Origin of the sequence: Pseudomonas sp. JAI115 (genome assembly GCF_014200835.1) — a bacterium.
Taxonomy (GTDB): domain Bacteria; phylum Pseudomonadota; class Gammaproteobacteria; order Pseudomonadales; family Pseudomonadaceae; genus Aquipseudomonas; species Aquipseudomonas putida_A.
In genome coordinates, this window is the sequence record NZ_JACHCY010000009.1 from 18273 (window position 1) to 41160 (window position 22888).

Sequence of the window (22888 nt, forward strand, 5' to 3'; positions counted from 1 at the left end):
CATAGGCCAACTGCGCGCGAGTATGCGGGGTGGCGACGAAATCGTCACCGCCAAGTTAGCCGCAAACGTGACGGCCGCCCCAAGGGGCGGCCGTTTTGTTCACGCATCAGCTGTTGTTGTGGTCGACCTTGATGGTCGGATCGCTGCCGGCAATCAGGTTGTGAATGTTGGCGCTCGACCAGTTGTTGCCTTCCAGTTTGATCGTCACGTCCGGCGTGGCGGCTGCCGCGTCGCCGGAGTTGAACTTGCCCGCCGAGCTGACTTGCAGCGACGACGTGCCATCAACCGTGGTGATCTTCAGGAAGTTGTCGATGGTGCTGCCGGTTTCACCCTGCAACAGATCGCGCAGGTCGATGCGGTCACCTTCGTTGGCGTTGAAGTCCTTGATCACGTCATTGCCGGTGTCGCCTGCTTTCCAGACGAAGGTGTCGGCACCGGAACCACCGATCAGGATGTCGTTGCCCTGGCCGCCGATCAGCGTGTCGTTGCCGGTGCCGCCGAGCAGGATGTCATTGCCCTTGCCGCCGTCGAGCAGGTCGTTGCCGCCCGAGCCGAACAGGATGTCATTGCCTGCGCCACCCAGCAGCGTGTCGTTGCCGTCATGTGCGCCGGACACATCGAACGCCTGATAGTGCTCGGTGATGTACTGGTGCACGTTGCTGGTGGTGACCTTGCTGACGTCGACCCCGGTCTGCTGCGCCACGAACGCCTGCATCGCCTGATAACCCTCGCCGGCAATGCCGTTGAAGCTCACCAGGTCGCCGAACAGGATGTCGTTGCCGTCGCCACCGCTGACGGTGTCGTTGCCCGGCATCGTCGCTTCGGTGTGGCCGATGATCGAGTTGGCCAGATCCTTCGGATCGATGTTGGTCTGCGGCGAGTGATCCGAGTCATACGGTTTCAGGTCGTTGAGGCTGACACCGCTATTGATACCGATCGCCTCGACGTTCGACAGACTGCTGAGCAGGGCGAAGCTGCTGTTGGAGTTGGAGGTTGTCGCCGAATCCGTACTGCTACCGCTACCGGCCAGGCTCGACAACTCGTAAGTGCCGTCACCCTGAGCGTGAACAGTGCCCAGGTTGGTGGTGCTCCAGCCATAACGGGCAGTGTAAGTCTGCAACTGGGCATAACCGCTGGCGGTGATGCTCAGGTAATGCGTGTTGTCGATGTACGTGCTGAAAGTGTCGCCCAGCTTGTAGTTGCTGGTTGTCACCACACTGTCGAACTTCACGCTGCCGTACAGCGTCGGGTTGGTCTGCTCGCCGCTCTGGTAGTAGGTCGGCTGGCCGTCGGTGATGAAGTACGTGAGGTTCTTCGCCCCGGTGTTCGCCACAGCTTCCGCGCTCTGGAAGAAGTTGGCCGTGGTCTTGAACACGTCCTCGTAGTTGGTGCCGCCGCCGGACGCCATCGAGTCGAGCACGGCTTTGAGCTTGGTCAGCGCGTTCGGGTCGTTGAGGTTCACCGACACCGACTTGTTGACCTGGGTATCGAAGTCCGCCAGGAAGATGTTCACCGTGCCCGAGTTGCTGCCGCCCAGGCTCTGCTTGAGGGTGTTGAACACCGAGGTCAGCGAGTCCTTGGCCGCGTTGATCGACGAGGTGCTCATGCTACCCGAGCTGTCGACCATGAACGCGATGTTGTAGTTGGTGCCCGGCACCACGGTCAGACCGCCGATGTCGGCGACCATGATGTCGTTGCCATCGGTACCGTTGAAGGTGTCGTCGCCAGAGGTACCAACCACCGCGTTGTACACCGCCGGCACCACGGTAACCGGAATCGTCGCGGTGCTGCTGGCCGAACCGCCGACCATTTCAGTGGAGGTCGAGGTCACGGTCAGGTTGAACTGGCCGTTGTAGTAGGTCGGCGGGGTTACGGTCAGGCTGCCCAGGTTCCAGCCGGTGACGTTGGCTTCGCCGTTGCTTGCGGTGACTGTGAAGGTGTGACCGTTGCCGTCGGAGAGAACCGAGCCGACCGGCGCGCCGCTGATCTTCACGCTCAGGATTTCCGAACCGTCGGTATCGGTCAGCGCAGTGTTGATCGCCGACAGTTTCACCGTGGTGCCTTCGGCGCCAGTGTTGAGCTTGTAGCCGTCGTAATAGCCTTCGCCGTTGGTGCCGTGCAGATCGGAGACGGTCACACCGGAATTCACCAGATCCTGCACCCCGGTGTAGATCGGCACGCCGGCGCTGCTCAGGTCGATTGGCGTGCTGCCGTTGACCGACAGGTTCACGTCATAGCTGCCCGGGCCGCTCTGGTTGTGGTGGTAGATGTCCAGGGTGTAGTAGCCGCTGGTGGTCGGGGTGAACGAACCGCTGATCGCACCGCCCGCGCCCCAGGTACCCGACGCCACGCTCTTGCCGCCAATGGTGATCAGCAGGCTGTCGTCAGCCACACCGCTGAAGCTGTAGGTCTTGCCGGCTTCCAGATAGATCAGGCCCGAAGTTTTCGACGCGGTGCCGGCGGCCACACTGCCGTCCGACTGCACGTTGGTCACGTTGGTGCTGGAGTTCGGGGTGCCGGCGCCGTCGATCACGTTTTTCAACGTGGTCGAGTCAGCGCCGTTGCCGCTGGTGCCCAGGCCCGACAGGCCGGTCCAGACTTCCTTGACCAGCCCGGTGGACTTCACGCTGTTGTCGGCCACGCTCACGGTCGGCGCATCCGCCACTGGCGTGATGTCGATCTTCACGGTGCCGGTGTTGCCCAGCAGTTGGCCGTCGGTTGGCTGGAACTTGATCTGTGCGTAGTCGGCCTGGTTGTTGCCCATACCGGTGCCGCCGTAACCGTTGACCCCCGACTCGTTGGCATCCGGCATGAAGCGCAGTTTGCCGGCGTCGATGTCAGCCTTGCTGAAGGTCTGGTTGTTGACGACGTCTTTCCAGGTCGAACCGTCCAGATACTGCAGTTTGCCTTCGCCCGGCAGCTGGGTGATTTTGATGCCCAGGCTGCTGGCCGGACTGTCGACGTCGGTCACGCCGAAGGTCGACCAGCCGAGGATCAGCGGGGTGTCTTCGGTGCCGGTGACGTTGCTTGGCGCGGCCACCGGAGCATCGTTGACCGCCACCACGTTGACCGTGGTGGTCGCGGTGTTGGAGTAGTTGCCGCCATCGGTCACGGTCACGGTGATGATCCGTGGCACGGTGCTCGGGTTTTCACTGCTGTTGGTGAAACTGATGTTCTTGATCGCCTGCATGTAGTCGGCAAGCGTCGCGTTGCCCGACAGGGTCAAGGTCACGGTGCCGTTGGTGCTGTTGGCATTGATCGTGATGCCGTTGACGCTGTTGCCGAGGTTCAGCGCATCGCCGTCCTGACGGTTGGTCAGCACGATGGTCGCGCCTGTCAGCATGGTGCTGTCCGGGTCGGTGATCGTCAGGTCAGTGTCGGCAATCGACACGCCGGCGCCCGGGGTGTTTTCGGTGAACGTCACCTTGTAGTCGGCACCGGTGGCGCCGCTGGAGTTGTTGGCATCCAGGTCGATGACCGGTGGCGCATCGTTGTCGATGATCGAGGTGCTGACGCTGCCGTTGGTGCTGCTGACGGCCAGGTTCTCGAAGTTGCCGCCGGTGGCCGAGTCGATCTTGACCACGAAGTTCTCGGTGCCTTCGGTGATCTTGTCATCGATGGTCGCGACGTTGAACTGTGCGCTGCTGGCGCCCGCCGGGATCTTCACGGTGTAAACACCGGTGAAGTCCGAACCGTCGGCAGCGGTGCCGCTGTAGACGATCTTCAGGGTCACGTCGGTTTGTGCCGGGTGCGTCAGGCTGACGGTGTAGCTGGCGGTCTGGCCTTCGGTCACCGAGGTGCTGCCGGTGATGCTGACAGTGGTGGTGTCGATGGTATCGGCGACGTTGGTCACGGCCGGTGTCGTGCTCGGTACCAGGTTCTCGAAGTTGCCACCGCTGGCGTTGGTGATGGTCGCCTGCACGCTGCCGGCGTCTTTGTAGACGTCGTCAGCCGGAGCCGGAACGGTCACGGTGCCAGTGGTTTTGCCGGCGTCGATGGTGATCACCGAGCCGTTGCTCAAAGTCACGGTTACCGGGGAACCGGCAGCGTTGCTCAGGGTTGCGGTGTAGGTGATCTGGCCACCCTCGTTCACCGCCGGGGTCGCGCTCAGCGACAGGCTGGTGGTATCGACAGTGTCGGTCACGGTGGTGCTGACCGGGGTTTTGTCGGCTACGAGGTTTTCGTAGTTGCCGCCGCTGACGTTGGTGATCGCATTGGTCAACGGTGCGTGGCCGGTCAACACGTCGTTCGGCGCAGTGGTGGTCACGGTGCCGGTGGTTTTGCCGATGTCGATGGTGATGGTCTGGCCGTTGGACAGGCTTACGGTCACTGGCGAACCGGTGACCGGAGCGCCGACAGTGGCGGTGTAGGTGACAGTGCCACCCTCGGCCACGGTGCCAGTGGCGGTAAGTTTCACGCCAGTGGTGTCGATGGTGTCGGTGACGCTGGTTACGGCTGGCGTGGTGCTTGGCACCAGGTTTTCGAAGCTGCCACCTGTCGCCGACTTGATGGTCGCCTGCACGGTGCCGGCGTCTTTGTAGACGTCGTCCGCTGGAGCCGGAACGGTCACGGTGCCGGTGGTTTTACCGGCGTCGATGGTGATCACGGCGCCGTTGCTCAACGTTACGGTCACTGGCGAACCCGCGGCGTTGGTCAGGGTTGCGGTGTAAACGATCGAGCCACCTTCGGCCACGGTGCCGGTCGCGGACAACGACAGATTGGTGGTGTCGACGGTGTCGGTCACGGTGGTACTGACCGGGGTTTTGTCGGCCACCAGGTTTTCGTAGTTGCCGCCGGTCACGTTAGTGATGGCGTTGGTCAACGGCGCGTGGCCGGTCAGCGCATCGTTCGGTGCGGTGGTGGTTACGGTGCCGGTGGTTTTGCCGATGTCGATGGTGATGGTCTGGCCATTGGACAGAGTCACCACGACTGGCGAACCAGTGACTGGCGCACCGACGGTGACGGTGTAGACGACGTTGCCGCCTTCAACCGCTGTACCGGTGGCAGACAACTTCACAGTAGTGGTGTCGATGGTGTCGGTGACACTGGTCACGGCCGGTACGGTGCTCGGCACCAGATTTTCGAAGTTGCCACCGCTGGCATTGGTGATGGTTGCCTGCACGGTGCCGGCGTCTTTGTAGACGTCATCAGCCGGGGCAGGAACGGTCACGGTGCCAGTGGTTTTACCGGCGTCGATGGTGATCACTGCGCCGTTGCTCAGGGTCACGGTCACTGGCGAACCAGCGGCGTTGGTCAGGGTGGCGGTGTAAATGATCGAACCGCCCTCGGCGACCGTATTAGTGGCGCTCAGGGACAGGTTGGTGGTGTCGACAGTGTCGGTCACGGTGGTGCTGACCGGGGTCTTGTCGGCCACAAGGTTTTCGTAGTTGCCGCCGGTCACGTTAGTGATCGAGTTGGTCAACGGCGCGTGACCGGTCAGCGCATCGTTCGGTGCGATGCTGGTCACGGTGCCGGTGGTTTTGCCGATGTCGATGGTGATGGTCTGACCGTTGGCCAGGGTCACGACGACAGGCGAGCCGGTAACTGGCGCACCAACGGTAGCGGTGTAAGTGACGGTGCCACCTTCGGCCACGGTGCCCGTGGCGGTGAGTTTCACGCCCGTGGTGTCGATGGTGTCGGTGACGCTGGTCACGGCTGGCGTGGTGCTCGGCACCAGGTTTTCGAAGTTGCCACCGCTGGCATTGGTGATGGTTGCCTGCACGGTGCCGGCGTCTTTGTAGACGTCATCAGCCGGGGCAGGGACGGTGACGGTACCGGTGGTTTTACCGGCGTCGATGGTGATGACTGCACCGTTGCTCAGCGTCACGGTCACTGGCGAACCAGCGGCGTTGGTCAGCGTTGCGGTGTAAACAATCGAGCCACCTTCGGCCACGGTGCCGGTCGCGCTCAGGGACAGGTTGGTGGTGTCGATGGTGTCGGTAACCGTGGTGCTGACCGGGGTTTTATCGGCCACCAGGTTTTCGTAGTTGCCGCCGCTGACGTTAGTGATCGCGTTGGTCAGCGGCGCGTGGCCGGTCAACACGTCGTTCGGCGCAGTGGTGGTCACGGTACCGGTGGTTTTGCCCACTTCGATGGTTATGTTCTGGCCGTTGGCCAAGGTCACCACAACCGGCGAACCGGTGACCGGCGCGCCGACGGTCGCGGTGTAAGTGACGGTACCACCTTCAGCAGCAGACTCGGTCGCGGTCAGTTTGACCGTGGTGGTGTCGATGGTGTCGGTGACGCTGGTCACGGCCGGGGTGTTGCTGGTCACCAGGTTTTCGAAATTGCCGCCAGTCGCGGTCTTGATCGTGGCCTCAACGGTGCCGGCGTCTTTGTAGACGTCATCAGCCGGTGCCGGGACGGTCACGGTGCCGGTGGTTTTGCCGGTGTCGATGGTGATCACGGCGCCGTTGCTCAACGTCACGGTAACCGGCGAACCGGCAGCGTTGGTCAGCGTCGCGGTGTAAACGATCGAGCCGCCTTCGGCCACGGTGCCGGTCGCGGACAGCGACAGGTTGGTGGTGTCGACGGTATCGGTGACCGTGGTATTGACCGGGGTCTTGTCGGCAACGAGGTTTTCGTAGTTGCCACCGCTGACGTTGGTGATCGCGTTGGTCAACGGCGCGTGGCCGGTCAGCGCATCGTTCGGTGCGGTGGTGGTTACGGTGCCGGTGGTTTTGCCGACTTCGATGGTGATGTTCTGACCGTTGGCCAGAGTTACCACGACTGGCGAGCCAGTCACTGGCGCACCAACGGTCGCGGTGTAGGTGACGGTGCCACCTTCGGCAGCAGACTCGGTCGCGGTGAGTTTGACCGTGGTGGTATCGATGGTGTCGGTGACCTGAGTCACAGCCGGCACGGTGCTCGGCACCAGGTTTTCGAAGTTGCCACCGGTAGCGTTGGTGATCTGTGCCTGAACGGTGCCGGCGTCTTTGTAGACGTCATCGGCAGGTGCCGGAACGGTCACGGTGCCAGTGGTTTTACCGGCTTCGATGGTGATCACAGCGCCGTTCGACAGGGTCACGGTGACTGGCGAGCCAGCCGCGTTGGTCAAGGTCGCGGTGTAGATGATCGAACCACCCTCGGCGACCGAGTTGGTTGCGCTCAGCGACAGGTTGGTGGTGTCGACAGTGTCGGTCACAGTGGTGCTGACTGGCGTTTTGTCAGCCACCAGACTCTCGTAATTACCGCCGGTCACGCCAGTGATCGCGTTGGTCAGAGGAGCATGACCGGTCAGTGCATCGTTCGGTGCGGTGGTAGATACAGTGCCGGTGGTCTTGCCGACTTCGATGGTGATGGTCTGGCCGTTGGCCAACGTCACTACGACCGGCGAACCGGTCACTGGGGCACCGACAGTCGCGGTGTAGGTGACGGTACCGCCTTCAGCGGCAGACTCGGTCGCGGTCAGTTTCACCGTGGTGGTGTCGATGGTATCGGTAACGTTGGTGACGGCCGGAACAGTGCTTGGCACCAGGTTCTCGAAGTTGCCACCGGTAGCGCTGGAAATGGTTGCTTCGACTTTACCCGCGTCCTTGTACACGTCGTCAGCCGGAGCTGGAACGGTCACGGTGCCGGTGGTTTTGCCAGCCTCGATGGTGATCACGGCGCCGTTGCTCAACGTCACGGTGACTGGCGAGCCAGCGGCGTTGGTCAGGGTCGCGGTGTAAACGATCGAGCCACCTTCGGCCACGGTACCGGTCGCGGACAGCGACAGGTTGGTGGTGTCGACGGTGTCGGTGACGTTAGTGCTGACCGGGGTTTTGTCAGCCACGAGGTTTTCGTAATTGCCACCGGTGACGTCGGTGATCGCGTTGGTCAGAGGAGCATGACCGGTCAATGCATCATTAGGCGCAGTGGTAGTCACGGTGCCAGTGGTTTTACCCACCTCAATGGTGATGTTTTGACCGTTTGCCAAGGTCACGACCACAGGCGAACCGGTCACTGGCGCGTCGACGGTTGCGGTATAGGTGACGGTGCCACCTTCGGCCACTGAGGTATCGGCAGTCAGTTTGACGGTCGAGGTGTCGATCGTGTCGGTGACTTCGGTGACAGCCGGCACGGTACTTGGCACCAGGTTCTCGAAGTTGCCACCGGTGGCGGTGGAAATGGTCGCTTCGACTTTGCCCGCGTCTTTGTAGACGTCATCGGCAGGCGCCGGAACGGTTACGGTGCCAGTGGTTTTGCCGGCGTCGATAGTGATTACGGCGCCGTTGCTCAATGTCACGGTGACTGGGGTGCCGGCCGGATTGGTTAGGGTCGCGGTGTAGACGATCGAGCCGCCTTCAGCGACGGTGCCAGTGGCACTGAGCGACAGGTTGGTGGTGTCGACGGTATCGGTGACATTGGTCGAAACCGGCGTTTTATCCGCCACGAGGTTTTCGTAGTTACCGCCGCTCACGTCGGTGATGGCGTTGGTCAGTGGCGCATGTCCGGTCAACGCATCGTTCGGCGCGGTGGTGGTCACGGTGCCTGTGGTCTTGCCGACTTCGATGGTGATGTTCTGACCGTTGGCCAGGGTCACGACCACAGGCGAGCCGGTTACCGGAGCACCGACGGTGGCGGTGTAGGTGACGGTGCCACCTTCCGCAGCCGATTCGGTCGCGGTCAGTTTGACCGTGGTGGTGTCGATGGTATCGGTGACATTGGTGACGGCCGGCACAGTGCTCGGTACCAGATTTTCAAAGTTGCCACCGGTAGCGCTGGAAATGGTCGCTTCGACTTTGCCGGCATCTTTGTACACGTCATCGGCTGGCGCCGGAACGGTCACGGTGCCAGAGGTTTTACCGGCGTCGATGGTGATCACTGCGCCGTTGCTCAACGTCACGGTAACCGGTGAGCCGGCAGCGTTGGTCAGCGTCGCGGTGTAGACGATCGAGCCACCCTCGGCCACGGTGCCGGTCGCACTGAGCGACAGATTGGTGGTGTCGACGGTGTCGGTGACATTGGTCGAAACCGGCGTTTTATCCGCCACGAGGTTTTCGTAGTTACCGCCGCTCACGTCGGTGATGGCGTTGGTCAGCGGCGCGTGGCCGGTCAACGCATCGTTCGGCGCAGTGGTAGTCACGGTGCCAGTGGTTTTACCCACTTCGATGGTGATGTTCTGACCATTGGCCAAGGTCACCACGACCGGCGAGCCAGTCACTGGCGCGCCGACAGTCGCGGTGTAAGTGACGGTGCCACCTTCCGCAGCCGATTCGGTCGCGGTCAGTTTGACCGTGGTGGTATCGATGGTGTCGGTCACGTTGGTGACGGCCGGAACGGTGCTAGGCACCAGGTTCTCGAAGTTGCCACCGGTAGCGGTGGAAATGGTTGCTTCGACTTTACCCGCGTCTTTGTACACGTCGTCAGCCGGAGCTGGAACGGTCACGGTGCCCGAGGTTTTACCGGCTTCGATGGTGATCACCGCGCCGTTGGACAGAGTCACGGTTACCGGAGTGCCTGCCGCATTGGTCAGGGTCGCGGTGTAAACGATCGAACCACCTTCCGCCACCGAGTCGCTGGCGGTCAGGTTCAGGTTGGTGGTGTCGACAGTGTCCGACACCGAGGTGTTCGCCGGTGTCTTGTCGGCAACCAGGTTTTCATAGTTGCCGCCGGCAACCTTGTCGATGGCCACGCTCAACGAGCTGCCGCCCGCCAATGGGCTGTTCGGCGCGACGAAGTTCACGCTGCCGGTGGTCTCACCGACGGCGATGGTGATGGTCTGGCCATTGGACAGAGTGACCACAACTGGCGAGCCGGTTACCGGCGCGGTGACGCTCGCGGTATAAACCACGGTTTCGCCTTCGGCGACGTTGGCGGTGGCGGTCAGCGACACGGTGGAGGTGTCGATGGTGTCGTTGACGCTGGTCACCGCCGGAGTGTTGCTGGTGACCAGATTTTCGAAGTCGCCACCGGTCGCGCCCTTGATGGTCGCTTCAACGGTGCCGGCGTCCTTGTAGACGTCATCCTTCGGCGCATCGACGGTCACGGTGCCGGAAGTTTTGCCGGCCTCGATGGTGATCACCGCGCCATTGCTCAAGGTCACGGTCACCGGAGTGCCGGCGGCGTTGCTCAGGGTGGCCGTGTAGGTGATCTGCCCGCCTTCGTTCACCGCCGGCGTCGCGCTCAGCGACAGGTTGGTGGTGTCGACGGTGTCGGTCACGGTGGTGCTGACTGGCGTCTTGTCGGCGACGAGGTTTTCGTAGTTGCCGCCGCTGACGTTGGTGATCGAGTTGTTCAGCGGTTCGTGACCGTTCAGCGCATCGTTCGGTGCGGTGGTCGTCACGGTGCCGGTGGTCTTGCCGATGTCGATGGTGATGGTCTGACCGTTGGCCAGGGTCACAACAACAGGTGCGCCAGTCACTGGAGCGCCAACAGTCGCGGTGTAAGTGACAGTGCCGCCTTCAGCCACCGAAGTATCGGCGCTCAGCTTCACGGTCGAGGTATCGATGGTGTCGGTGACTTCGGTGACGGCCGGAACGGTGCTCGGCACCAGGTTCTCGAAGTTGCCGCCCGCAGCATCCTTGATCGTGACTTCGACCTTGCCGGCGTCTTTGTAGACGTCATCGGCAGGTGCTGGAACGGTCACGGTGCCGGTGGTTTTACCCGCGTCGATGGTGATCACGGCGCCGTTGCTCAGGGTCACGGTGACCGGCGAGCCGGCAGCATTGGTCAACGTCGCGGTGTAAACGATCGAACCGCCCTCAGCCACGGTACCGGTCGCGCTCAGCGACAGGTTGGTGGTGTCGACGGTATCGGTCACGGTGGTGCTGACCGGGGTTTTGTCGGCAACCAGATTCTCGTAGTTGCCGCCGCTCACGTCGGTGATGGCGTTAGTCAGCGGCGCATGACCGTTCAACGCATCGTTCGGTGCGGTGGTGGTGACGGTGCCAGTGGTTTTGCCGACTTCGATGGTGATGTTCTGACCGTTGGCGAGGGTCACGACCACAGGCGAGCCGGTCACTGGTGCACCGACAGTGGCGGTGTAGGTGACGGTGCCACCTTCAGCAGCAGACTCGGTTGCGGTCAGTTTCACCGACGTGGTGTCGATGGTGTCAGTGACTTCAGTCACTGCCGGAACAGCGCTCGGAACGAGGTTCTCGAAGTTGCCGCCGGTTGCACCGTTGATGGTGACTTCGACTTTGCCGGCATCTTTGTAGACGTCATCGGCTGGTGCTGGAACGGTCACGGTGCCGGTAGTTTTACCGGCTTCGATAGTGATCACCGAGCCGTTGCTCAGGGTCACGGTGACTGGCGAGCCAGCAGCGTTGGTCAGGGTCGCGGTGTAGGTGATCGAACCACCCTCGGCGACCGAGTTGGTGGCGCTGAGCGACAGATTCGTCGTGTCCACGGTGTCAGTGACGGTGGTGCTGACCGGGGTTTTGTCAGCGACCAGATTTTCATAGTTGCCACCGGTGACGCCGGTAATCGAGTTGGTCAGTGGTTCGTGACCGTTCAGCGCATCGTTTGGCGCGGTGGTGGTCACGGTGCCGGTGGTTTTGCCGACTTCGATGGTGATGTTCTGACCGTTGGCCAGGGTCACGACCACAGGCGAGCCGGTTACCGGAGCACCGACAGTCGCGGTGTAGGTGACAGTACCGCCTTCAGCGACCGAAGTATCGGCGGTCAGTTTGACGGTCGAAGTATCGATGGTGTCAGTGACTTCGGTGACAGCCGGAACCGTGCTAGGCACCAGGTTCTCGAAATTGCCGCCTGCGGCGTCTTTGATCGTGACTTCAACCTTGCCAGCGTCCTTGTAAACGTCATCGGCTGGTGCTGGAACGGTCACGGTGCCGGTAGTTTTACCTGCTTCAATGGTGATCACCGAGCCGTTCGACAGGGTCACGGTCACCGGCGTACCGGCCGGATTGGTCAGGGTCGCGGTGTAAACGATCGAACCACCTTCGGCAACGGAGCCAGTGGCGCTCAACGTCAGGTCGGTGGTATCGACGGTGTCGGTAACGGTGGTCGAAACCGGGGTTTTGTCAGCGACCAGATTTTCGTAGTTGCCACCGGTGACGCCGGTAATCGAGTTGGTCAGCGGTTCGTGACCGTTCAGCGCATCGTTTGGCGCGGTGGTGGTCACGGTGCCGGTGGTTTTGCCCACTTCGATGGTGATGTTCTGACCATTGGCCAAGGTCACCACGACTGGCGAACCGGTGACCGGTGCGCCGACGGTGGCGGTGTAAGTGACAGTCCCGCCTTCAGCGACCGAAGTGTCGGCGGTGAGTTTGACCGTCGACGTATCGATGGTATCGGTAACTTCGGTAACAGCCGGAACGGTGCTCGGCACCAGGTTCTCGAAATTGCCGCCTGCGGCGTCTTTGATCGTGACTTCAACCTTGCCAGCGTCTTTGTAAACGTCATCGGCTGGTGCTGGAACGGTCACGGTGCCGGTAGTTTTACCGGCTTCGATAGTGATGACGGAGCCATTGCTCAGGGTCACGGTGACTGGTGTGCCCGCTGGATTGGTCAAGGTCGCGGTGTAGACGATCGAACCGCCTTCAGCGACGGAACCGGTGGCGCTCAACGTCAGGTTGGTGGTGTCGACGGTGTCGGTGATGGTGGTGCTGACAGGGGTTTTGTCGGCCACGAGGTTTTCGTAGTTGCCGCCCGTTACGGCGGTAATCGAGTTGCTCAGCGGCTCATGACCATTCAACGCATCATTTGGCGCGGTGGTGGTTACGGTGCCAGTGGTTTTGCCGACTTCGATGGTGATGTTCTGACCATTGGCCAGGGTCACCACGACTGGCGAACCGGTCACTGGTGCGCCAACGGTCGCGGTATAGGTGACGGTGCCACCTTCAGCCACCGAGGTATCGGCGGTCAGCTTGACGGTCGAGGTGTCGATGGTGTCAGTCACTTCAGTGACCGCAGGGACGGTGCTCGGCACCAGGTTCTCGAAATTGCCGCCGGTTGTTCCGGTGATGCTGACCTCAACCTTGCCGGCATCTTTGTAGACGTCATCGGCTGGCGCCGGAACGGTCACGGTGCCGGTGGTTTTACCTGCTTCGATGGTGATCACCGAGCCATTGCTCAGGGTCACGGTTACCGGAGTACCGGCCGGATTGGTCAGGGTTGCGGTGTAGACGATCGAACCGCCTTCCGCCACGGTGCCGGTCGCAGTCAGCGACAGGTTGGTGGTGTCGACGGTGTCGGTGACGCTGGTCGAAACCGGGGTTTTATCCGCTACAAGATTCTCGTAGTTGCCGCCGCTCACGTCAGTGATCGCGTTGGTCAGTGGCTCGTGACCGTTCAATGCATCGTTTGGCGCAGTGGTGGTGACGGTGCCGGTGGTTTTACCCACTTCGATGGTGATGGTCTGGCCGTTTGCCAACGTGACGGTCACTGGCGAACCGGTTACCGGGGCCCCGACAGTCGCGGTGTAGGTGACGGTGCCGCCCTCGACCACCGAGGTATCAGCGGTCAGTTTGACGGTCGAAGTATCGATGGTGTCAGTGACTTCGGTGACAGCTGGAACGGTGCTCGGCACCAGGTTCTCGAAATTGCCACCCGTGGTGCCGGTGATGCTGACTTCCACTTTGCCGGCGTCTTTATAGACGTCATCGGCTGGGGCCGGAACGGTCACGGTACCGGTGGTCTTACCGGCCTCGATGGTGATGACGGAGCCATTGCTCAGGGTCACGGTCACCGGGGTGCCGGCCGGGTTGGTCAGGGTCGCGGTGTAGACAATCGAACCGCCTTCAGCGACGGAGCCAGTGGCACTCAGCGAGAGGTTGGTAGTGTCGACGGTATCAGTCACGGTGGTGCTGACCGGCGTCTTGTCGGCGACCAGATTCTCGTAGTTGCCACCGCTCACGCCAGTGATCGAGTTGCTCAGCGGCGCCTGGCCGTTGAGCACGTCGTTCGGTGCGGTGGTGGTCACGGTGCCAGTGGTTTTACCCACTTCGATGGTGATGGACTGACCGTTGGCCAGAGTCACGACAACCGGCGAGCCAGTCACAGGCGCACCAACGGTCGCGGTGTAAGTGACGGTGCCACCCTCGGCGACCGAGGTGTCAGCGGACAGTTTGACCGTCGAGGTGTCGATGGTATCGGTCACTTCGGTGACCGCAGGGACAGTGCTTGGCACCAGATTTTCGAAGTTGCCGCCGGTCGCACCGTTGATGGTGACTTCGACTTTGCCAGCGTCTTTGTATACGTCATCCGCAGGCGCCGGAACCGTCACGGTGCCGGTGGTTTTACCGGCTTCGATGGTGATCACGGCGCCGTTGCTCAGGGTCACGGTGACCGGCGAGCCGGCAGCATTGGTCAACGTCGCGGTGTAAACGATCGAACCGCCCTCAGCCACGGTACCAGTCGCGCTCAGCGACAGGTTGGTGGTGTCGACGGTGTCGGTAACGGTGGTCGAAACCGGAGTTTTATCGGCGACGAGGTTCTCGTAGTTACCGCCACTGACATTGGTGATGGCGTTGGTCAGCGGTGGGTTGCCGGTCAACGCATCGTTCGGCGCGGTGGTGGTCACGGTGCCGGTGGTTTTGCCCACTTCGATGGTGATGGTCTGACCGTTGGCCAGGGTCACGACAACTGGCGAACCGGTCACAGGTGCACCGACGGTGGCGGTGTAAGTGACGGTGCCGCCTTCAGCGACCGACGTGTCGGCGGTCAGTTTGACGGTCGAGGTATCGATGGTGTCAGTGACTTCGGTAACAGCCGGAACGGTGCTCGGCACCAGGTTCTCGAAATTGCCGCCGGTGGTGCCGGTGATGCTGACTTCGACCTTGCCGGCGTCTTTGTAGACGTCATCCGCAGGCGCGGGAACGGTCACAGTGCCGGTGGTTTTGCCGGCGTCGATGGTGATGACGGAGCCGTTGCTCAACGTCACGGTCACCGGGGTACCGGCCGGGTTGGTCAGGGTGGCGGTGTAAACGATCGAGCCGCCTTCAGCGACGGTGCCGGTCGCGCTCAGCGACAGGTTGGTGGTGTCGATGGAGTCGGTGACGGTGGTGGTCGCCGGCGTGGTGTTCGGCACCAGATTCTCGAAGTTGCCGCCGGTCGCACCGGTAATCGTGGTGCTGACGGTGCCGCCGTTGTTGTAGACGTCGTTCGGCGCGGTCGGCACGTTGACCGTGCCAGTGGTCTGGCCGGCTTCGATGGTGATGGTCAAACCGTTGGACAGGGTGACGGTGACCGGCGTCTGTGCCGGGTTGGTCAGGGTCGCGGTGTAGGTGATCTGGCCACCCTCGACCACGGTGCCCGTGGCGGTCAGGGTCAGGCCGGTGGTGTCGCGCGAATCGACGATGTTCGTTACGACTGGCGTCGTGTTCGGCACCAGGTTCTCGAAGTTGCCGCCGGTGGCACCAGTGATGGTGGTGCTGACGGTACTACCGTTGTTGTAAACGTCATTCGGCGCGGTCGGCACGTTGACGGTGCCGGTGGTCTGGCCGGCTTCGATGGTGATGGTCGAACCGTTGGACAGGGTGACGGTGACCGGCGTCTGTGCCGGGTTGGTCAGGGTCGCGGTGTAGGTGATCTGACCGCCTTCGGTGACGCTGTTGCCAGCAGTCAGGGTGACGGTGGTGGTGTCGATGGTGTCGGTGACCTGAGTCGTCGCCGGGGTGGTCGGCGGGGTCACGGTAATGCCGTTGCCGCCGGTGGTGCCGGTGACGGTCACGTTGATCTGGGTCGGGTCGTTATAAACGGTGTCGTTCGGTGCCAGCGGGACGTTGACGGTGCCGGTGGTGGAGCCGGCCGGAATTACGATCACCGAGCCGTTGGACAGGGTGATGGTCAGGTCGGTCAGCGGCGCCTGGGTCAGGGTCGCGGTGTACACCAGCACGCCGCCGGCTTCGGTGATGGTCGGCGTGGCGCTGAGGCTCAGAGTCGATTCACGCAGGGCGTTGGTGGTGGTGTCGGTGGTCTGGCCACCGGTGATGTTCTGTGCCGCTTGTGCACCGGCGTTGATGCCCGCGGTCGGGAAGCCGATGGTCGGATCGACGCGGCCAGCCGTGGCATCGAGCATCACGAAGCTGTGGCCGCCGCCTGCCGCGCCGCCAGTGCCTGCGGCGGTGGCGCCGGCAGCGGTGGCTTCAAGGGCGGTGGTCGGGTCGGCACCGGCAGCGATGGCCTGCTGCAGCTCGGCTACAGACGGCGCGGCCTGCGCGGTGGCTTCGGCCAGGTCAGTGCTGGAGTCGGGCGCGTTGGCGCTCCACTGGGTTTCACGGCCCAGGTCCAGGGTGCGGCCATCCGCCAGTTCCAGCGACACGGCGCCGGAGAGGCCGGTATCGATCTGGTCGCCGACGAACAGGCGATCGCCTTCAACGAGCACGCGGCGTACACCCTCGGGGGAGACCACGAATACCTGACCGACAATGCTTTTGACGATGGCAACAACACTGCTCATTGAAGACTCTCCGGGTGTCACGTTCAGTTGACTTCCATAGCCTGATGGCTTCGGCGCCGATTCAGTCTGGACGTACTTTTAAAATTTGCGAATCAAGATTGACGCTGTTCTTCGTCAATAATTTGGCTAGATTCTTTCGCTATTAACTTTATGCCAAACTATTGACCTTCTGGGTGCCATCCTAAACAATCGCCCCACTAATGTCACATTGATATTTCCGCGGCGACCTGTCCCTCAGCGTGTGATCCAGTTCCTATTTTGAACTTTCCGACATACGGTCATTCCGGTTGCCAATCATCCGACGCAGCAGCACGTTTTGCTGTGATTCAAGACAAGAAGTCCTGGGAAATCTTTACCATGCGTTTGCACTTGTTCAAGGCTCTACCGTTCGCCCTCGCCGCCTCTTTCGTCCAAGCACAATCCTTACCAGAAGCCATGCAACAGGCACTGGATGTCCATCCGGAAATCCAGGCGGGGGTCAACAGTCGTTTGGCCGCGGATTATCAGTTAAAGGCAGCCAAAGGTGGATACCTGCCCAAGGTCGATCTGCTGGGCGGTTATGGCCGTGAGGGCACTGACAGCGTGACCACGCGCGCCAACGGTGGCGGCAACCACTGGGAAACGTTGAACCGCAGCGAGTCAAGTTTACGTCTCTCGCAAATGGTTTTTGACGGTTTTGCCACGTCCAGCGAAGTCGGGCGTCAACAAGCCACCGTCAACTCCCGCGCCTACTCGCTGCTCGGCACTTCCGAGCGCACCGCGCTGACCGTCGCCCAGGTTTACCTGGACGTGCTGACCCGCCGCGAATTCGTGCGTCTGGCCGAAGAAAACCTCAAGAGCCACCAGCGCATTTACGACCAGATCCAGTTGCGCACCCAGCGCGGCGTTGGTAGCGGCGCTGACCTTGATCAGGCTGAAGCGCGGATGGCCCAGGCCCGCAACAACCTGATCACCGAACAGACCAACCTCGCCGACTCCGAGACCAACTTCCTCAGTGCCGTCGGCCAGATGCCTGACCAGTTGGAGCGCCCGGCGCCGTTCATGGCGATGATGCCGGCCAACCTCAATGAAGCCCGTACGCAGATGCTGGAAAACAGCCCCATCCTGCGCTCGGCCGAGTCCGATATCGCCGCTGCCGAGAAACAGTACGAAACCGCCAAGTCGACGTTCTACCCACGTTTCGACGCCGAGCTGGGTCGCACTGCCGACAACGATCTCGACGGTCAGAACGGCCACAACAACGAGTGGCAGGCCATGCTGCGCATGCGCTTCAACCTGTACTCGGGCGGCAGCAACAAGGCCGATCTGGAATCCAAGTCGTACCTGTCGAACCAGGCGCTGGACATCCGCAACAACGCCCTGCGTCAGTTGAACGAAGAACTGGGCCTGGCCTGGAACGCCCTGAACAACGCCAATGCGCAGGTGCCGATCGCTCAGCAGTACGTTGATCACAGCACCGCCGTGCGTACCGCCTACCAGCGTCAGTTCAGCCTCGGCGAGCGCACCCTGCTCGATTTGCTCGACAGCGAAAACGAGTTGTTCACCGCTTCGCGCCGTCTGGCCGAGATCAAGAACATTCAGTTATTTACTCAGTATCGAATCAAGGCGACCATGGGCGAGTTGCTCAAGAGCCAGGGAGTGGTCGCACCATTGGCATCCGTCGTGCAGAACGATGTGAAGCCGAAGGTCCAACTGCCGGGTATGAATTGAGCAGAACCTTCATTGTTCAATTGTTAGCCAAGAGTGCCGAGCGTGGAATCAGAAGTCAGTCGAGTTCAACTCATTCATGATCCGCGCGCGATGCACGACGATCCGTTACTGGATGGCTTGCTCGCTCTATGCATGTTGCACCAGAAGCCGGCCAGTGCCGCGATGCTTACCACTGGTCTGCCGCTGCCCAAGCAGCGCCTGAGTGTCGAGTTGCTGCCCCGCGCAGCGGCTCGCGCCGGGCTGCAGGGCCGGGTGCTGCAACGCAAGCTGGAAGAGATTCCGGCGATTGCCATGCCGGCGCTGTTGCTACTCAAGGATGGCCGCAGCGCCGTCCTGCTCGGCTGGCAAGGTGACAACGAAGCCCGGGTGCTGCTCAGCGAAAGCGACGGCGGCGAATCGGTGGTCAGCCGCGAACTGCTGGCTGACGACTACACCGGCAAAGTGTTCTTCGCCCAGCCGCAGCACAAATTCGACGTCAACCACGGCACGCTGATCCCGCGTGCACGCTCGTGGTTTCGCGACACCCTCAAGCGTTCACGCTGGCTGTATGCCGATGCGATCGCCGCGAGTTTCCTGATCAACATCATCGCCATGGCCGCGCCGCTGTTCGTGATGAACGTCTACGACCGTGTGGTGCCGAACCAGGCCGAGGCGACTCTGTGGGTGCTGGCGCTGGGCATTACCGGTGCCTACATTTTCGACCTGATCCTCAAAAGCCTGCGCAGCCTGTGCCTGGATCTGGCCGGCAAGAAAACCGACCTGATCATCTCCGCGACGCTGTTCGAGCGCATCGTCGGCATGGCCATGAAGTACCGCCCGGCGCGGGTCGGCAGCTTCGCGCAGAACATCCATGAGTTTCAGAGCCTGCGCGACTTCCTCGCCTCGCTGACCCTGACCAGCCTGATCGACCTGCCGTTCACCATCCTGATCTTCATCGTCATCGCGATTCTCGGCGGGCATCTGGTGTGGATTCCGGTGCTGGCGTTCCCGATTGCGCTGTTGATCGGCTATGCGTTGCAAAAGCCGCTGGTAGCGACCATGGAACGCACCATGGCGCTCGGCGCCGAGCGTCAGTCGAGCCTGATCGAAACCCTCGCCGGCCTCGATGCAGTCAAGGTCAACAACGCCGAAAGCGAACGCCAGTACCAGTGGGAACAGACCATCGGCACCCTCAGCCGCCTCGAACTGCGGGTGAAAATGCTCTCCGGTCTGGCGATGAATATCACCCTGCTGATCCAGCAACTGGCCGGGGTGATCATGATCGTCTTCGGCGTGTACCAGATCATCGCCGGCAACCTGAGCATGGGCGGTCTGATTGCCTGCTACATGCTCAGTGGCCGTGCGCTCAGCCCGCTGGCCTCGCTGTCCGGTCTGCTGACCCGCTACCAGCAGGCGCGGGTGACCATGACGTCGGTTGATCAGATGATGGAGCTGCCGCAGGAGCGCAATTTCGAAGAGCGTCCGCTGAGCCGCAAGGTGCTGCAAGGCGCGATCGAGTGCCGTCAGCTGAACTTCACCTACCCGGAACAGCAGAACCCGGCGCTGAAGAACATCAACCTGGTGATTCGTCCCGGCGAGAAGATCGGCATCATCGGCCGCAGCGGCTCGGGCAAGAGTTCGTTGGCGAAACTGCTGGTCGGCCTGTACCAACCGGACGACGGCGCATTGCTGGTGGACGGCGTGGACATCCGCCAGATCGACGTCAGCGAGCTGCGCTACAACATCGGCTACGTGCCGCAGGACATCCAGCTGCTGGCCGGCACCCTGCGTGACAACCTGGTCTCCGGCGCGCGCTATGTAGAAGACGAGCTGGTACTGCAAGCCGCCGAACTGGCCGGCGTGCACGAATTCGCCCGCCTGCACCCGCAGGGTTATGAGCTGCAAGTCGGCGAGCGCGGGCAGAACCTGTCCGGTGGCCAACGGCAGAACGTTGCTCTGGCGCGGGCGCTGCTGCTCAACCCGCCGATCCTGCTGCTTGACGAACCGACCAGCGCCATGGACAACACCGGCGAAGAACGCCTCAAGCAGCGTCTGGCCGCCGTCGTTGAAAACAAGACCGTGGTGCTGGTGACGCACCGGGCCTCGCTGCTGTCGCTGGTCGACCGCCTGCTGGTGGTCGACCGTGGACAGATTCTCGCCGATGGCCCGAAAGCCGCCGTGATGGAAGCGTTGAAGAAGGGGCAGATCAGTGTTGCTTAAGTCGGGTGTCAAAGAGTCGATCCGTCGCTACTTCAAGGGCTCTGCCTCGCTGCAGGGCCAGCCGCTGCCGGAGGTCAACAAGGCGCTGATCGAGGACGCCCCGCGCGTCGTGCGCCTGACCATCTGGGCAATCATCGGCTTCTTCCTGTTCCTGTTGCTGTGGGCCAACTTCGCCGTCATCGACGAAGTGACCAAGGGCGACGGCAAGGCGATTCCGTCGTCGAAGATCCAGAAAATCCAGAACCTTGAGGGCGGGATTGTCTCGGAAATGTTCGTCAAGGAAGGTCAGATCGTCGAGGCCGGCGCACCGCTGATTCGTCTGGACGACACGCGGTTTGCTTCCAACGTCGGCGAAACCGAAGCTGATCGACTGTCGATGCTGCTGCGCGTCGAGCGTCTGAGCGCCGAGGTCGATGACCGTCCGCTGAATTTCCCTGAAGACGTGCTCAAAGCCGTGCCGGGCCAGGCGAAAAGCGAAGAATCGTTGTACATCAGTCGTCGTCAGCAACTGCACGACGAGATCGGCGGTTTGCAGGAGCAGTTGATCCAGCGTCAGCAAGAGCTGCGCGAGTTCAGCTCCAAGCAGGCGCAGTATCGCCAGCAATTGGGATTGCAGCGCCAGGAAATCAACATGTCCGAGCCGCTGGTGGCGCAGGGCGCGGTGTCGCCGGTGGAGGTGCTGCGACTCAAGCGTGCCGAAGTCGAAACCCGTGGTCAGCTCGACGCCACCACGCTGGCGATCCCGCGTGCTGAATCGGCCATCAAGGAAGTCCAGCGCAAGATCGACGAGACTCGCGGCAAATTCCGCAGCGAAGCGCTGACTCAGCTCAATGAAGCCCGCACCGACCTGAACAAGGCCCAGGCCACCGGCAAGGCCCTGGAAGACCGGGTCAGCCGGACGCTGGTCACCTCGCCGGTACGCGGCATCGTCAACAAGTTGCTGGTCAACACCATCGGCGGTGTTATTCAGCCGGGCAGCGACATGGTGGAAATCGTGCCGCTGGATGACACCTTGCTGGTCGAAGCCAAGATCCGTCCGCAGGACATTGCGTTCCTGCATCCGGGGCAGGAAGCGATCGTCAAATTCACCGCGTACGACTACACCATTTATGGCGGGCTGAAAGCCAAACTGGAGCAGATCGGTGCCGACACCATCACCGACGAAGACAAGAAAACCACCTACTACATCATCAAGGTGCGCACCGAGCGCAGCCACCTGGGCACTGATGAAAAGCCGCTGCTGATCATTCCGGGGATGGTGGCGTCGGTGGATATCATCACCGGCAAGAAATCGGTGTTGAGTTATCTGCTCAAACCGATCATCCGGGCGCGGGCCGAGGCGTTGCACGAGCGTTAATTCTCTAGTGGTCATTACCGCCTCATCGCTGGCAAGCCAGCTCCCACAGAGTTTTCGGTTGGAACACGATTGTGTGCTCGACATCGGAAACTGTGGGAGCTGGCTTGCCAGCGAAGGCGCCAGTGAAGTTGCCACATTACGCCTAGAAGTGACACAAATCGTCACTCACCATCCAGTCCATTCCTCACCATCCGCCATATCGTTATTCATTAACGGTATTTAATTTCCAGTTCTTATAGCTTTAAAGTCATCCACCTGCGTACCTGCCGACCAATCGGCGCGCCGCACGACCTGAACCAACACGCAATCCAGCGTGAGTGTCTGATCGACGTGCGCGCCTGTGAGCGCGCCGTGCGTGGGAGATTTAAAGATGTCCGCAGCTACTGCCACCCCAAGCGCCGCGACTGCCGCGCCGCAAACCTTTGAAATTCGTCCGTTCAGCGGTGCCGTCGGTGCCGAGATCATCGGCCTGGACCTGACCCGGCCGGTCAACGATCAGGACTTCGCGCGTATTCATCGTGCGCACCTGGATCACCACGTGGTGGTGTTCCGCGACCAGCGCATCACCCCGCAACAGCAGATCGATTTCAGCCGCCGCTTCGGCGTGTTGCAGATTCACGTGCTCGAGCAGTTCCTGCTGGCCAATCACCCGGAAATCCTCATCGTTTCCAACATCGTCGAGAACGGCCAGAACATCGGCCTCGGCGATGCCGGCAAGTTCTGGCACTCCGACCTTTCCTATAAAGAGCTGCCGAGTCTCGGCTCGATGCTGCACGCCCAGGAGTTGCCGTCCGAGGGCGGCGACACGCTGTTCGCCGACATGCACAAAGCCTGGGACAACCTGCCCGAGGCGCTGCGCAAAGCCGTGGAAGGCCGCTCTGCCGCGCATTCCTACACCGCGCGCTACAGCGAAACCAAATTCGAAGGCAACTGGCGTCCGACCCTGACCCCGGAACAACTGGCGCAGGTCGCCGAAGTGGTGCATCCGATCGTCCGCACCCACCCGGAAAACGGCCGCAAGGCATTGTTCGTCAGCGAAGGCTTCACCACCCGCATCGTCGGTCTGCCGGAGGACGAGAGCAAACAACTGCTCGCCGAGCTCTACGCCCACAGCGTGCTGCCGCAAAACATTTACCGCCACCAGTGGCAGCCCCACGACATGGTGTTCTGGGACAACCGTTCGCTGATCCACCTCGCCGCCGGCTGCCCAGCGCACCTGCGCCGCAAGCTGTATCGCACGACCATTCAGGGCGACGCGCCTTTCTGATTTGCCGGAG

General features: G+C 61.7%; 5 protein-coding genes. 4 read left to right on the forward strand and 1 reads right to left on the reverse strand.

The annotated features are described in order from the left end of the window. Positions 1–106 precede the first annotated feature (106 nt). Positions 107–16345 carry a LapA family giant adhesin gene (locus HDC30_RS19530; protein WP_183784459.1) on the reverse strand — a complete coding sequence of 5413 codons (16239 nt, stop codon included), beginning with the start codon at positions 16343–16345 and terminating at the stop codon, positions 107–109. Between the two features lie 357 nt (positions 16346–16702). Here HDC30_RS19530 and HDC30_RS19535 point away from each other — a divergent pair, with 357 nt between their 5' ends. From HDC30_RS19535 to HDC30_RS19550, 4 genes are all read left to right on the forward strand, one after another. Next, positions 16703–18055, forward strand: a complete 1353-nt coding sequence (locus HDC30_RS19535) for a TolC family outer membrane protein (protein WP_007961502.1) — start codon at positions 16703–16705, stop codon at positions 18053–18055. Positions 18056–18097: 42 nt separating this feature from the next. Then, complete coding sequence (locus HDC30_RS19540; RefSeq protein WP_027611114.1) at positions 18098–20254, forward strand: type I secretion system permease/ATPase; 2157 nt, start codon at positions 18098–18100, stop codon at positions 20252–20254. Continuing rightward, the gene (locus HDC30_RS19545) at positions 20244–21611 is read left to right on the forward strand and encodes an HlyD family type I secretion periplasmic adaptor subunit (RefSeq protein WP_027611115.1); all 1368 of its coding nucleotides are present in this window, start codon (positions 20244–20246) and stop codon (positions 21609–21611) included. Before HDC30_RS19540 ends, HDC30_RS19545 begins: the two co-directional genes overlap by 11 nt. Positions 21612–21981: 370 nt before the next feature. Continuing rightward, positions 21982–22878: a TauD/TfdA family dioxygenase gene (locus tag HDC30_RS19550; RefSeq protein WP_183784461.1), complete on the forward strand. Its 897-nt coding sequence runs from the start codon at positions 21982–21984 to the stop codon at positions 22876–22878. Positions 22879–22888: the final 10 nt, after the last annotated feature.